10 protein-coding genes are annotated in these 14,014 nt (G+C 67.7%); 3 read left to right on the forward strand and 7 right to left on the reverse strand.

Features of this window, described 5'->3' with window-relative positions:
- The first annotated feature begins 680 nt into the window (after positions 1-680).
- Positions 681-1,529 carry a trypsin-like serine protease gene (locus LK10_RS05435; protein WP_043120795.1) on the forward strand — a complete coding sequence of 283 codons (849 nt, stop codon included), beginning with the start codon at positions 681-683 and terminating at the stop codon, positions 1,527-1,529.
- Here the strand turns inward: LK10_RS05435 and LK10_RS21200 are convergent.
- Positions 1,526-1,864 carry a type II toxin-antitoxin system RelE family toxin gene (locus tag LK10_RS21200; protein ID WP_081998299.1) on the reverse strand — a complete coding sequence of 113 codons (339 nt, stop codon included), beginning with the start codon at positions 1,862-1,864 and terminating at the stop codon, positions 1,526-1,528. The two genes, LK10_RS05435 and LK10_RS21200, sit on opposite strands and share 4 nt — an antisense overlap.
- 57 nt (positions 1,865-1,921) lie before the next feature.
- On the opposite strand from LK10_RS21200, the gene LK10_RS05445 reads away from it, so the two are divergent.
- Entirely contained in the window at positions 1,922-3,379 is a 1,458-nt protein-coding gene (locus LK10_RS05445; protein WP_052206988.1) for a glycosyltransferase family 87 protein, read from the forward strand.
- Positions 3,340-6,015 (forward strand): ATP-dependent helicase HrpB, encoded by a 2,676-nt coding sequence (gene hrpB, locus LK10_RS05450; RefSeq protein WP_231567620.1) that lies wholly within the window; start codon positions 3,340-3,342, stop codon positions 6,013-6,015. Before LK10_RS05445 ends, hrpB begins: the two co-directional genes overlap by 40 nt.
- A gap of 16 nt (positions 6,016-6,031) precedes the next feature.
- On the opposite strand, the gene LK10_RS05455 is transcribed toward hrpB, so the two are convergent.
- The 6 genes from LK10_RS05455 to LK10_RS05480 form a co-directional block, all read right to left on the reverse strand.
- Positions 6,032-6,880 (reverse strand): IclR family transcriptional regulator, encoded by an 849-nt coding sequence (locus tag LK10_RS05455; protein WP_081998301.1) that lies wholly within the window; start codon positions 6,878-6,880, stop codon positions 6,032-6,034.
- A 63-nt stretch (positions 6,881-6,943) separates the two neighbouring features.
- On the reverse strand, positions 6,944-7,798 hold the full coding sequence (locus tag LK10_RS05460) for a fumarylacetoacetate hydrolase family protein (RefSeq protein ID WP_043120798.1): 855 nt from the start codon (positions 7,796-7,798) through the stop codon (positions 6,944-6,946).
- A 55-nt stretch (positions 7,799-7,853) separates the two neighbouring features.
- On the reverse strand, positions 7,854-8,816 hold the full coding sequence (locus LK10_RS05465; RefSeq protein WP_052206989.1) for a fumarylacetoacetate hydrolase family protein: 963 nt from the start codon (positions 8,814-8,816) through the stop codon (positions 7,854-7,856).
- 16 nt (positions 8,817-8,832) lie between these two features.
- The gene (locus LK10_RS05470; RefSeq protein WP_043120799.1) at positions 8,833-11,604 is read right to left on the reverse strand and encodes a UxaA family hydrolase; all 2,772 of its coding nucleotides are present in this window, start codon (positions 11,602-11,604) and stop codon (positions 8,833-8,835) included.
- Positions 11,601-12,548 carry a dihydrodipicolinate synthase family protein gene (locus LK10_RS05475; RefSeq protein ID WP_043120801.1) on the reverse strand — a complete coding sequence of 316 codons (948 nt, stop codon included), beginning with the start codon at positions 12,546-12,548 and terminating at the stop codon, positions 11,601-11,603. The genes LK10_RS05470 and LK10_RS05475 overlap by 4 nt, the downstream gene beginning before the upstream one ends.
- The gene (locus LK10_RS05480; RefSeq protein ID WP_052206990.1) at positions 12,545-13,933 is read right to left on the reverse strand and encodes an MFS transporter; all 1,389 of its coding nucleotides are present in this window, start codon (positions 13,931-13,933) and stop codon (positions 12,545-12,547) included. Before LK10_RS05480 ends, LK10_RS05475 begins: the two co-directional genes overlap by 4 nt.
- Positions 13,934-14,014: the final 81 nt, after the last annotated feature.

A 14,014-nucleotide genomic window follows, 5' to 3' on the forward strand; every position in this document is an offset into this window, starting at 1 on the left:
ATCACCACTGAGGCGTTCTTCCGCGGGATCTTCGCCGTGCGCCGCAACCGTGGCCTGCTCCCGGCATTCGGCGCGGCACGGGACTGACTCCCGCCCACTCAGAAGAGCTCCACTCCCTCCGAAAGGCGCTTTTCCGCCTTTCGGAGGATTGATTTGACGCGCTTGTACCCTACCCGGGCTCTGATCCTGGCCGCGCTGAGCTCCGCCGTCGCCACTCGCTGACGCCGAAATCCTGCATTTCGAATTCTCCTTTTCGTTGCCGCTAATGCCGATCTCCTGTGATTTCGTGCACCCATTTTGCCTGGCAATGATAGGGCTCCTTTCCGTGCCCCAGCACGCTATTCTTGCGTGCCCTTTTCCAAGGAATCACCATGCCTTCGCCTCGCCATGCCCTGCGCTTGGACCCTCGAGTCAGTTCGGAGCAACAGCCTGCCCGAATGCCCGAGGGGCGCCGCCCGTCGTCGTACGTCTTTTCACTCCCCAAGGAGGTGACCGCCATGCTGGATCGCGTTTTTCGCGCTCTCTCCACCAAGATCGATGCCGGACGCATTGAGGCGCACCGCGCCGAAGTGCATCGCGAAATGTCACTCATGTTGACTCTGCGGTAACCTCAGGCGAGAAGCCGCGGCTTCGGGCATAATCCGTGTCACGGTACATGCGTGCTCAAGGAAGAGGGGACAATGCGCAGGAAACTCATTGCCGCGTTGGCGGCGCTCACAGCAGCCTTCGGGTTGGCCTTCGCCGCCGCGCCAGCGCAGGCGAGCACGGGCGGGACCGCAGACGGAGACACCCATGGGAGTGTGGCGCTGATCGTCTTCTACACGGCCGAAGGGCGCTTCCGCTGCTCGGGGGCGCTCGTTTCGCCCACCGTGGTCCTCACAGCCGCGCACTGCACGGACGGGACGATCGGCAAGACCCTCGTGACCTTCAACTCCGTGATTGCCGAGCAGTCGCCGGCTGGCTTCCCCGATGCGAACCCCAGCGTTGGCTACACGTCCGCTGACCTTGCAGGGCGCATCTCGGGTACGGCCCAGACCGACCCCGGGTTCTCGAATTTCACGGACAAGAACAACTGGAACGATGTCGGCATCATCAAGCTCGACACCCCCGTTTCGCAGCCGTTCTATTCCCTTGCGGCGCCGGGCGCGCTTGACGCGATCGCTCCCGGGGACGTTCCGAAGACTGTCGTGACCGCCGTCGGCTACGGCGCGGAGCTCGCCAAGCCGGATTCCGGACCGCAGCGGCGGGTGCCCGTCTCCTACCCGATGATCCGCCGCTCGGTTGATATGAACCTCCAGAGCGTCGGCCCGCAGATCTTCACGACCCACGCCAACGTGAATCCGGCACAGGGAACCGGCGGGATCTGCTCGGGCGATTCCGGTGGTCCGATCTTCCTCGGCGATCAGATCGTGGGCCTGACGAGCTTCGGCAACAAGAACTGCCTCGCGCTCGACGGTCTGCAACGCGTTGACGTCGCTTCGATCCAGTCGTGGATCACCAGCATGGAGGGCACCACCGCTGCCTCCTAGGGCAGGTTTCGCCGTCCAGCAGCCCCCGGGTCACCCCGGGGGCTGCGTTCTGTTGAGGCTTCGGGGATCTCGCGCCGGTGCCCCGCGTCGACCACGACGACGAGAAGTACCTCATCCTGAACCCGGTAGAGGATGCGGTAGTCGCCGGTGCGTACGCGCCATTCGGGGCGACCAGTGAGCTTCCTTGCGGCAGGTGGACGCGGTTCCTCGGCGAGCAGGTCGATTGCCGCTTGGATACGGCGCTTTGCCTCAGGCGAAAGCTTGCGAATCGCCCGGATTAGAGAAGAACCTGACGGTTCTGTATAAAAGCCTCGAAACCTTCCACAGCCCTGGATCTCAGGGACTTCCGGCCTCCCCCGGGGTTGTCAGACCTCCCCGGTATGCTCGGAGCCATGGAACCGACCGCGGACGACGGCGGCCGCGCGCCTCGCGGCGTCATCTCGCCGAGCCGAAACGATCCCCTCGTCCACACGCTCTCCGAGGCAGTCGGCGGCCCAATCGGGAATCACGCCGCCCCGGGGCTCATCCGCAGCGGGTGGTGGACCGTCGAACTGGTGCTCATCATCCTCACGGTGATCGCGGCGATCGGCGGCGTCCTCATCAAGGGCTATTGTCAGGCGGTCGGCTGGAACCCGCCGACCGAGTTCTACGCGACGTGCTACTCGGACTTCCCGACCCTCTTCAAGGAGCGAGGCCTAGCGGACGGCGTCCTTCCCCTCTTCTCGCACAGCGCACTCTTCGAGTACCCCGTCATCACGTCCCTCATCGCGGGCTTCACCGCGCTCCTCGTTCCCGGGGTGGGTGCCACGGACGCGCGGGCGACAACCTATTTCGACATCAACGCGATCCTCGTCGCCGTCATGTGGCTGATCACCGTGATCGCGACGGCCCGCTCGAATCCCCGCAGGCCCTGGGACGCCGCCTTTGTTGCGCTCGCCCCCGGGATCATCCTCTCGGGGTTCATCAACTGGGACATGTGGGCTGTGGCTCTGCTCGCTTTGGGCTTGCTCGCGTTCTCGCGCAACCATCCAGCGCTCGCGGGGGCCGCGATCGGCCTTGGCACGGCCACCAAGTTCTATCCCGTCCTGGTCCTCGGCGTGTTCGTGCTGCTTGCCCTCCGGACCGGCCGCTGGCGCCAGACCCTCGTCACGATTGGGTCGGCGGTGATCGCTTGGTTTGTCGTCGATTTCCCGGCAGCGATCGCGAACCCCCGCGACTGGTCCTTCTTCTTCGCGTACTCGACGGACCGTGACCCGAGCTTCTCATCCGCCTACTACTCGTGGAACCTGCTCGCCGACCGCATGCATCTGGCAAAGCTCTCGGCAGCTACGACCAACACGATCTTCGTGGTGGCGTTCGGCCTGTGCTGCCTGGCCATCGCCTTCATCGCGCTCCACGCTCCGCGCCGGCCCCGCGTCGCCCAGCTCGCCTTCCTCGTCGTCGCCGCGTTCATCCTCACTGGAAAGGTGTACTCGCCCCAGTACGTCGTGTGGCTTATTCCGCTGTTCGCCCTTGCGCGCCCACGTTGGCGTGACTTCCTCGTGTGGATGGCAGGTGAGGCCCTGCACTGGGTCGCGGTCTGGATGTACATCGGGTGGACCACGAGTAACGGGCCCGTCCAGAACAATATCGACACCCCGTATTACGTATTGGCGGTCGTCGTCCACATGATCACGCTGCTCTACGTGTGCCTCCATGTGGTGGCGGACATCTACGATCCGGCCACCGACCCGATTCGCCGGAGCCGGGAGGATGACCCGCAAGGCGGCGCGTTCGACGGCGCACCGGACCGGTGGACACTCGCGAGCCTGTGGAAGCCGCGGCAGCCCGCGGAGAGCAGCGCCCCCTGACGTTGGCGCGCCAGTTCGATCTCGAGTCCATAGGAACCGGCCTCGTCGTCGCCCAGGTCGAGGGCCAGCTCACGCGCGCCCTCGCGCCTGAGGGGGCCGCCGCCGTCGTGCAAGCTCCCCCAGGGACCGGGAAGACTACGCTCGTTCCGCCGCTCATTGCCAATCTCGTCCTCAGTCGCGCGGACGGCGCCCTGCCGCCTCGCGTCGTCGTCACCCAGCCAAGGCGAGTCGCGGTGCGCTCGGCCGCCCGGCACCTCGCGGCGCTCGATGGCACTTCCCTTGGCGAACGGGTCGGTTACACGGTTCGTGGCGAACGGAAGATCAGCTCGAGAACGCTCGTCGAGTTCGTGACACCGGGCATCCTCCTTCGGCGGCTCCTCGCTGACCCTGGTCTCGAGGGCACCGCGGCCGTGATCCTCGACGAGGTGCACGAGCGCGGCCTCGAGACGGATCTGGCCCTCGGCATGCTCGCGGACGTGCGCGCACTGCGGGGCGATCTCAACCTTGTCGCGATGTCGGCGACCGTCGAGGCGCCGCGCTTTGCTGCGCTGCTTGCGGACGACGGCGGCGAGCCGGCTCCCGTGATCGACTCACCTGCAGCGTTGCATCCACTTGAGGTGAGGTGGGCGCCGTCGTCCGCTCCCCGCCTCGACGATCGTGGGGTGAGCCGGGCATTCCTCGACCATGTCGCGGAAACCGCCGCACGCGAACACGCGAGCTTGCTTGCCGCCGGGGAAGACGTTGACGCCCTCGTCTTCCTGCCGGGCGTGCGCGAGGTGCGCGCCGTCGCGGAGTGGCTGCGGGCGCACCCTTCCGGCGTGACACGGGAAGTCCTTGAGCTGCACGGGCAGGCGCCCCCCGCCGAGCAGGACCGCGCCGTCGGCGGCCGGCAGCCGGGCGAGCCACCGCGGATCGTCGTGAGCACCGCCCTCGCCGAATCGTCGCTCACGGTTCCCGGCGTCCGGCTCGTCGTCGATTCGGGGCTGGCCCGAGAGCCGCGGCGGGATGCGGGGCGCGGGATGACGGGGCTCGTGACCGTCTCCTGCTCGCGCGCGTCGGCGGAACAGCGCGCAGGGCGCGCCGCACGTCAGGGACCGGGCCGCGTGGTCCGGTGCTACGACGAGCGTTCCTACGCTGCGGCACCGCCGCAGTCGCTCCCGGAGATTGCGACGTCTGACCTCACCGAGGCGGCGCTCGTCCTCGCATGCTGGGGCGCACCGGGCGGCCACGGCCTCGCGCTCCCGGACCCGCCGCCGTCGTCCGCTCTCGAGGACGCGCTCCGGACGCTCGATGGCCTCGGTGCGCTGACCCCAGAAGGCCTCGCGACTGATCTCGGGCGGACGCTTGCGCGTATACCCGCCGATCCCCGTCTCGGCCGAGCCCTGCTTGAGGGCGCACCGCTTGTCGGCGCCCGTGTCGCCGCCGAGACGGTTGCCCTCGTCGCGCGAGACCTTCGGCCTCCCGGAGCGGACCTCGGCCGCCTCCTCGCGTCGCTTCGGTCGGGACGCGAGGCGTCTGCTCGAGCGTGGGCCGACGACGTTCGGCGCTTCGAGCGCATCGCCCGAGAGAACTCAGGCTCAGGCGAGAACTCCGATCCGCTCGTTGCACAGCTGGAAACCGACGCGGAGAAGGCGGCCCTCGTCGTCGCCCTCGCGTTCCCGCGCCTCGTGGCGAAGCGAGTTCCCGGGGCCGAGGAACGCTACTTGCTCGCGTCCGGAACGCGGGCCGGTCTCCCCTCGGGGAGTTCGCTCGCGGGGCACGAATGGCTTGCGATTGCGGACGTGACACGGGCTGACGGACGCGACGCGGCGGGGACGGGGGCAGTCGTGCGCGCTGCCGCGCCGCTCAATCGCGCGTCTGCAGAATTCGCGGCGGCCCACCTTCTGAGCGATGACGTCGAGGCACGCTTCGCTGACGGGCGCGTGGTGGCCCGGCGGGAGGTGCGCCTCGGGGCGATCTCGCTCACCTCGACTCCTGTGCGGCCCTCACCTACTGAGGGGCGGGAAGCCGTCGCCCGCGCTCTCGGCACTGGCGGCCTGGGGACTATCGGGTGGTCGCCCGCGGCCGACGCTTTGCGCCGCCGGCTCGCGTTGGTGCATCGGGAACTCGGCGAACCGTGGCCGGACGTCTCGGAGGCCGCGCTACTTGCGCGGCTCGATGAGTGGCTCGGCCCAGAGCTCGAGGCGCTGGCCAGCGGCGCGCCGATGCGGGCCGTTGATCTGGCCGACCCCCTCCGAAGGCTCCTGCCATGGCCCGCGGCTGCCCGGTTCGACGAGCTGGCCCCCGAGCGCCTCGAGGTTCCGAGCGGATCACGCGTGCGGATCGAGTATCCGGAGGTGGGCGAAAGCGGAGTGGACGACGGCGCTCGGCCGGTTGTCGCCGTCAAGCTTCAGGAGTGCTTCGGGTGGGCAGAGACACCGCGCCTCGTGGACGGACGCGTGCCGGTGCTCTTCCATCTGCTCTCACCGGCGGGCCGCCCCGTGGCGGTGACCGGCGACCTCGCCTCGTTCTGGTCGGGCCCGTACGCGCAGGTGCGCGCCGAGATGCGGGGGCGGTACCCCAAGCACCCGTGGCCGGAGGACCCTTGGACGGCCGTCGCGACCGGGAAGACCAAGCGGCGGTTGGAGGGGCGGTGAGGGGTCGCCGGTCTTCTCAGGAGGCCTTCGGAACCGGAGGCGTCTGGGAAAGCGCGGAATCGGCCTCGTCTGCGCTCTCCTCCCGGGCCCCGGGTTCGAGCTCTTCGTCGGCCGGGACGCGCCAACCCAAGGTCCTCGAGAGCTCTTGGGCGCCTCGTCTGGCGAAGGCGGTCCACTCTTCGGCGGCCCGCCGCGCCCAGCGGGATTCGGGCACAGACACCGAAAGCGCAGCAACGACAGTTCCACTGTGGTCCCTGATCGGGACCCCGACGCAGTTGACCTCCGGCGACGATTCCCCGGCCTCGTAGGCAGCACCAGCCGAGCGTGCCTCGTTGAGCTGGGCGAGCAGCACCTCGCGGTCGGTGATGCTCTGCGGGGTCAGTTGCGGGAGGACGGCCGGGATCCGGGTGTTGAGCTCGTCGGCGTCCAGGGCGGACAGCAACGCCTTGCCGATCGCCGTGCAGGAGGCGGGCAACCGTCCGCCGGCACGGGAGACCAATCGGACTGGCAGCGGGCTGTCGATCTTCACGAGGTAGACCACATCGGACCCCTCCAAGACACCGATGTTGACGGTCTCCTGGCAGCGTTCCGCGACCTGCTGACCGATCTGGCGGCCAGCTTGTCGCAGATCGAGCCGGTCTCGGTACGCCTGGCCGAGCACGAAGGAGGAGACGCCCAACGCGTAAGAACCGTCAGAATGCCGGTCCAGATACCGACGTTCGGCCAGCGTGGCCAGAAGCTCGTGTACGGATGCCCGCGGCAGGCCGGTGAGACGGCCCACTTCCGCTCCTGTCAGGCGCTGGTGGTCGAGGAAGAGCTCGAGGATGTCCAGGCTGCGGAGCACAGCTGGGGTAAGTCTGGGCATCTAGGCCTCCGCCTTTGCGGCTTCTCGGTCACGGCTGCTCGGATCGTCTTTCCGTCTCAAAGACTAGCCCTCCCCGTGGGCCATGACTTCCTGGCGCTGGCGGCCGATCCCCTCGATCTCGATCTCGACCGTGTCTCCGGGCTGGAGATACGGGAAGCGGCCCGAGAGGGCCACGCCCTGTGGAGTTCCCGTGCAGATGAGATCGCCCGGCTCGAGCACCATGAACTGGCTCAGGTCCCAAATGAGGGTCTCAACGTCGAAGATCATGTCCGCGGTGGAGGATTCCTGACGTGGCTCTCCGTTGACCCAGCTCCTGAGCATCAGGCCGCGGGCGTCGACCTCGTCCGGGGTGACGAGGTACGGCCCCGTGGGGCAGAACCCCGGAGAGCTCTTGCCTTTCGACCATTGGCCGCCCGAGACGCCCAGCTGGAATTCGCGTTCGGACAGGTCATTGACCGTGACGAATCCGGCGATGTGGTCCGTGGCATCTTCCTTTGAGGCCAAATAGGACGCGCGCTTGCCGATGACGACGCCGAGCTCGACTTCCCAGTCCGTCTTCCCAGAGCCCTTGGGCAGGACAAGCGGATCGTTCGGCCCGACAACCGTGTTCGGGTGCTTGAAGAAGACGATGGGATGCTCCGGCGCGGAGGAGCCTGATTCTGCCGCATGCGCCGCATAGTTCTGGCCGATGCAGATGACGGCGGCAGGCCTTGCGATGGGCGCCCCGAAGCGCACAGCCTCGCGATCGATTCGTGGAAGTCGCCCTGCGGCCAGGGCTTCGGCTGCCTTCGCTGCCCCATTACCGGAGAGGAACACGCCGTCGATGTCGTCGGTGATCTTCTCAAGGCTGAACAGGGAGCCGTCCTGGCTCACGGCGGGGATTTCGGCTCCAGGGGAGCCGATCCGTGCGAACTTCACGCGGGATTCCTTTCGATGGGGGGCGGTGGGAGTGGCGCTGTCGAGGGGCTGGCCGTCAGCTTCGGGCAGCTATGCCAGCGTGGGAGGGACGGTTTCCGTGCGACAGCGCCCGGAAGGGCTCCTTCCCGACGCGCACGGTGTTCCGGAGACGGCCAACCTGGTCGATCTCGATCTCGATGAGGTCTCCGTCGGCGAGGGCGAAGTCGAGTTCCGGAACGATGCCGGTTCCGGTTGCGAGCATCACACCGTCCGGGAAGTCCAAGGGATGGAACAGGTACCGCACAAGCTCGGCGAGGGGTCGTGCGAGCTGCGCGGTCGACGTCTCGTCAGCGAAGACCTCTTGCCCTTCGCGGACAACGCGCATGCGAATCCTGAGGTTCGACGGATCAGCGACATCGGCCGCCGGCACGAAACCCGAGCTCACCGAGCAACCCCCAGCGAACACCTTCGCCTGCGGAATGTAGACCGGATTCTCGCCCTCGATCGACCGCGAGCTCATGTCGTTGCAGACGGCGTAGCCGACGATCTCGCCGAACGCGTTGCAGACGAGGGCGAGTTCCGGTTCAGGGACGTCATGGCCGGAGTCCGAGCGGATCCCGACAGGCTCGCCGTCGGCGATGAGGCGCCAGGCCGGAGACTTGGCGAAGAGCTCGGGGCGCTCGGCAGCGTAGACCTTGTCATAGACCGTTGCCTCCGCGCTTTCCTCCATGCGGCCGTCCTTGCTCCGCTGATACGTGACGCCGGAGCACCAGAGCTCACCTCGCCCGTCGAGCGGCGGAAGGAGGACGGGATCCCCGTCCACGCTCCCCGATTCTGCCGCTGCTTCAATGAGGCGGGCAATTTCATCGCCGGTGCGGGAGAGCAGGTCTGCAATCGACCGGATGCCCTTCATCGGGTGGAGCTGGCCGGCTTCGAGGACTCCGACGAGGGGCTCTGGGTCGGAGTCGCCTTGATATCGGACGACGGCGCGGCGGGGCGCCTTGAGGTCGGCGGGGGCGGCGCTGCTGGGGAGGGTCATCGAGAGTTCATTCTCCTTACATCGAGGTCCCGAGGAGGCCTCGGGTGATCTGGAAGGCCACGTTGCCGGCCGCGAGGGACTGCGGCGCATGGTGCCCGGACAGCGTAGAGGCGAGGACGGCGAGGATCGTCGCGCTCTGCTCGGCGGGCGAGCCGACGAGTTCGGCGTCGAGATCGTCCTGCACGTGGGCGATCGTGGGCGGGTCCGAGCTGACCTGGAGCACCGGTGCGAGCCGGTGGCCGCTGAGCGGAGGGCCGGAGACGTGCACCAGGACGGCGTGCGCCCCGCAGGCCACTAGGCCGGTGGCGGTCTCGGCCCAGTCCTTGGTCGGCGCGCGCATGATGTGCCACCCGGGTGCGGTGGGCTGCTGGCCATGGGCGAGTGTGGGCGTCCACTCTTCGGGGTCCTGCCCCGTCTGCTCCGCGACCAGCCCCCGGAAGCGCGGGTGCGCGAGCAGGGCACTGCCCGCGGGCAGGATGACTGTGCCGCCGTCGTCGACCACTCGCTGCCCGGCGCTCGCCAGCGCCGCGGCCGTCTCCTCGGTGAGCTCGCCCCGCGCGTCGAGCCCGACCGCAATACCGGCGAATGCCGAATCGGTGTCCGGATCGATTTCGGGCCGGGCAGCGGGAGGGACGTTTGGGGAGGTTGAGCGGAACCATTCGCGAACGGCCTCCGTTGCGGCTTCCACACCGCCCCCGAGCTGGATGCTCGCCCAGCCGTACCGGTCGGGGTCCGCCCCGATCTTGCCGAGCTCGTCCCGGAAGAAGTCGTTGTGCGTCTTCTCGCAACCGTGCTCGAGCAGGAGAGCCATGGCCACGTTCGGGTGGGTCAGAGAACCGGTCATGACTCGCGAGAACGTTGAGATGTTCGCCCCGCTGGAGACGCCGCAGCCCTCGGTGTGGGGCAGGGCGACAATCCTGTCCACGGCACCGCCAGCCCAGTCCTCGGCTGCAGCCCGCTCGGCGATCAACCGGCTGACCTGCCCGGAGCACAGCGAGGTGGGGAGCACGAGGGCCACGCGCTCTGTTGCCGGCGCTGTAGTGTGCGAAGACGCGGAGGCCAGCTTGGGTTTCCCCTGCGCGCCTAGGGGAAGGCCGGGGAGTGGGGCGTCCCGCTCCTCATCCGGGGCATCGGGTGCATCGTAGCCGTCCCGACCGTCGATCCTGATCGAGATGCCGGGGCGTGGGGCGGTCTGCTTCCAGTCGCGCCAGATCGAGACCTGGCTGTGGCCGGCGAGTTCGCCCGCCGTCCGCTGCCCGGAAGCGACGTTGAGGGTGAGGTCGAAGACTTCGCCGACGAGCTGCTCCATCGGGATTCCGTCGAGGTAGGCCCCGGCGTTGACGTCCATCTCGTTGGGCATGAGGTCGTGCCGGGCCGTGGTCGTGACGAACTTCAGCGTGGGGACGAAGGGGAAGTTGGTGATCGAGCCGTTGCCGGTGGTGAAGAAGATGAGGTTGCACCCGGAGGCGATCTGGCCCGCGACGGACTCGAGGTCGTTGCCGGGACTGTCCATGAAGATGTAGCCGCTCCGGTCGCAGGGATCCGCGTAGCCGATGACCTCATCGAGGCGGACCTCCCGAGGCAGCTTGCGGGCCGCGCCGAGGGATTTGAGCACGATGTTGCTCAGGCCCCGGTAGAGGTTCCCGCCCGAGGGATTGCCCTCGGCCGTGTGGCCGTGTAGGGCCACCCGCTGCTTGAATTCCTCCACCTTCTGAAGGAAGCGCCGCGCGACATCCATTGACCGCACGTTCTGCAGGACGTAGGGCTCCGCGCCGATCAGCTCATCGGTCTCTGCGAGGACGGCGGTTCCCCCGTGGCGGATGACCTCGGCGCCGACCAGCCCGGCGAGCGGGTTGGCCGTGATGCCCGAGAAGGCGTCCGATCCGCCGCACTGCAGCGCGATCGAGAGGGCGGTGAGCGGCTCGTCGCTCCGCTCTGTCTCGCTCACGACGGCGATCCAGTCCTCGATCAGCTCGGCCGCCCGCTCGAGATCCCGAGTGAAGCCCCGGGTGCGCTGGAACGTCGCGTACAGCGCGGTGAGCGGCTCGCGGCCGGACTCGCGGTGGTGGGCGAATACGTCGTCGGCCGTGATTGCGGCGCCGGGTTCGTCGACCACGAGCACGGCACCGACGTTAGGGTGACTCAGGCACCCCGCGAGCACCCCGAGCAGGAACTCCCGGTTGTTGGGCGCGGTGTCCTCGCCGCCCTCGGTGTGAGCGACGGCCACGACGCCGTCGAAGGTCTCGCTCGTGCGGCCCTTGAAGCGGGCGGCGAGCGCTTCGGCGAAGCTCGCGCTTCGCGAGGTAACTCCGACGACGATGATGTGGTTGCGGGTGCCGACCTTGCCGTCGTCCCGGCGGTACCCCTTGAAGGTGCGCGGCGGCACCCCTGCCGGGAGCACGACTTGCTGGCCGACGTGCACCGCGGACTCGTCGAGCTCGTAGGGATCGAGCATCACGTTGGCGGCAGAGGCGGTCTCGGGCAGGCCTTGGACTCCCCGGCGGCCGAGGGCTTCGAGCACGGGATCAGTGCAGACGTAGTCGCCGGGAGCGAGGGGGCGCAGGGCGCTGGCGAAGGGGGTGCCCCAGGACAGGATCGGTTCTCCTGCGGCTGCCGGGCGCACCATGAAGCGGTGGCCCTCCATGATGCGATGCGGCAGGACAGTCTCGCGGTCGTCGCCGAGGTCCAGGACGGTCCCGGCCTCGAGCACGCGGCTTGCGACGGCGGCATTGTCTCCGGGCTCCGGGAGCACCGCCACTGTTTGCAGGGGAAGGGCTTGGGCGCTCATGCGCGTGCTGCCTCCGTGGCGCTGCTGATGGCGAAGACGCTCCGGCTGCGGGCGAGCCGCACGAGAGTTTCCCGGACCGCGGGGTGCATCCGTGGCCACGGGGCTCGCATCGCGTCGCTGCCGATCACGCCGCCCTCCTTCAGGAGCACCTTGCACGCCGCTGGCCCGCACTGACGGTTCTCGAAGTGGATGAGCGGAAGGAGAGCTTCCCAAGCCTCGGAGGCTTCGTCCTCGTGCCCCGAGAGGTAGTCGTGGACGATCCGTCCGAGCTCGTGCGGGACCGATGCCGAGCACATGGTGCCCACGGCGCCTGCGGCGAGGTCCGGGATGAGCGTGACTCCCTCCTCGCCGTCGAACAGGCCGGGGAGGGCGTCGCCGGCCGCAGCCTTGAGGGCCCGGAGCTTCTCCGCTGCACCCGCGACCTCGATCTTGACGTACTTCACTTCCTCGATCTCCCGGGCGAGCTTGGCCAGGAACGGGACCGAGAGCGGCGTGGGGCTCATAGGGGCATCCTGGATCATGATCGGCACCCCGACGGCGGCCACCGCTTCGAAGTAGTGCAGCATCTCCTGCTCACCTGCGCGGATCGTCGCGCCGACGAACGGAGGCATGAGCATGACCGCACTCGCCCCCGCGTCGCGTGCGGCCCGGGTTCGTTCGACTGCCACCCGAGTGCTGTAGTGGCTCGTCGTGACGAAGAGCGGAACGCGCCCCGCGGCCTGCCCACTCACGAGCTCAAGGACCCGCTGGCGTTCGCTGTCCGTCAGGGAGAACTGTTCGGAGTAGTTCGCGTGCACACAGATTCCGTCGACCTCTGCGTCGATGAGATGCTCGACCACCCGTGCCTGGCCCGCGAGATCGAGCCCGCCGTCGTCGTCGAAGATGGTGGGCATGACGGGAACAGCCCCGGTGACCAGGGTGGTCCCGGCGGAGTGGGAGATCATCGGAGGTCGCTTCCTTCCTTCAGTGAGGTGACGTCGTGCGGGGATGCGATCTCGATCGCGTCCGCGGGCACGGGCAGGGGCTCGAACCGTTGGCAGATGACCAAGTAGCAGAGCGCACCCACCACCACGATTCCACCGGTGACGACAAGTGGCATGACGAAAGCGGCACTTCCGGCCCCACTGAAGAGCCCGAAGAAGATCGGACAGATGATGCCGGCGATATTCGAGGCGAAGTTCTGCAGGCCTCCGATCGAACCTACGGTGGCTTCGGTGGGTGCCACATCTGAGGGTAGGGACCAGATGGAGGCCGCCGCAATGGCGAGGCAGCCCATCGAAACGCTCAGGAGGGCGATGGCGAGTGCCGCGCTCGGTACGACGGCGGCGAGGGCGATCACCGAGGCGAAGATCATCGAGCACACGATGGGGATCTTGCGGCCCCTCGTCGGGCCGTACTTCGCGGTCAGCACGTCCGAGAGCCATCCGCCGAACTGCTCGGCCAAGAACGCGACGAGCGGGGGGATCATGCCGATCCAAGCGATGCTCAGCAGGTTCATCCCTCGCGCCTGCACTAGGTAGGAGGGGAACCAAGTGACGAAGAAGTAGAACGCGAAGTTCAGGGCGAAGAACCCCAGCATCATGCCCCAGACCGTCCGATAGCGCAGGAGCTGGACCCAGCGCACCTTCCGTCCGCTGGTCTGGCCGTCGCCCGAAAGCCGCGCACCGCCGTCGAGGATGAGCCGCTTCTCCGCCTCGGACGCTCGGTGGTGTTTCTCCGGATCTCGGTAGTAGGTAAACCAGCCGATGACCCAGAGCAGGCCGAGGCAACCCGAGAAGACAAACGAGGCCTGCCAGCCCCAGTAGTAGATCAGCAGCGAGACTATCGGGAAGGATAGGGCCGTTCCGAGCCGGGAACCCGAATCGTAGAGTGCAGCTGCGCGAGCGCGCTCACGCAGCGGGAACCACCTTCCCACTACCTTCCCGAATGCATTGGGCCCGACTGCCTCTCCGATGCCCAGGCCTAGCCTGAAGGCGAAGAGGGACCCGAAGCCTGTAGCAAGGGCGTTTATGGCTGTGAAGAACGACCACCAGATGGTGGCGAAACCTGCGGCAATGCGGGGTCCGACGAGATCCACGAGGCGCCCGCCGATCAGCTGTCCGGGGGCGTAGGTGAAGAAGAACGACGAGAGCAGCAGGCCGGTGGCTGCCTTGCTGATGCCGAGATCGTGCTCCATGAACGGCAGCGCTACGGAGATGTTCGCTCGGTCAACGTAGCTGATCGCCGTCCCCAGACACAGCAGCGTCGCGATCACCCACCGCGCGCGCGTGATCGGCCTGCGGTCGACGGTGACTCGCGTTTCCGAGTTAGGCGAGGGAAGAGAGGGCATGGTCAACCCTTTCGGCTGGATGGCTTTGGATTCGATATATCGAACATCAATCGAGATATCGAATCTGAGCGTAACCTACGC

Source organism: Sinomonas humi (genome assembly GCF_000802235.1).
In the GTDB taxonomy this organism is placed as follows: domain Bacteria; phylum Actinomycetota; class Actinomycetes; order Actinomycetales; family Micrococcaceae; genus Sinomonas; species Sinomonas humi.

What these genes read in the sequence shown, in the direction of transcription:
- LK10_RS05435 (WP_043120795.1), top strand. Translation starts at nt 681, where the DNA reads ATGCGCAGGAAACTCATTGCCGCGTTGGCGGCGCTCACAGCAGCCTTC.
- LK10_RS05445 (WP_052206988.1), top strand. Translation starts at nt 1,922, where the DNA reads ATGGAACCGACCGCGGACGACGGCGGCCGCGCGCCTCGCGGCGTCATC.
- LK10_RS05455 (WP_081998301.1), bottom strand. Translation starts at nt 6,880, where the DNA reads ATGCCCAGACTTACCCCAGCTGTGCTCCGCAGCCTGGACATCCTCGAG.
- LK10_RS05465 (WP_052206989.1), bottom strand. Translation starts at nt 8,816, where the DNA reads ATGACCCTCCCCAGCAGCGCCGCCCCCGCCGACCTCAAGGCGCCCCGC.
- LK10_RS05470 (WP_043120799.1), bottom strand. Translation starts at nt 11,604, where the DNA reads ATGAGCGCCCAAGCCCTTCCCCTGCAAACAGTGGCGGTGCTCCCGGAG.
- LK10_RS05475 (WP_043120801.1), bottom strand. Translation starts at nt 12,548, where the DNA reads ATGATCTCCCACTCCGCCGGGACCACCCTGGTCACCGGGGCTGTTCCC.
- LK10_RS05480 (WP_052206990.1), bottom strand. Translation starts at nt 13,933, where the DNA reads ATGCCCTCTCTTCCCTCGCCTAACTCGGAAACGCGAGTCACCGTCGAC.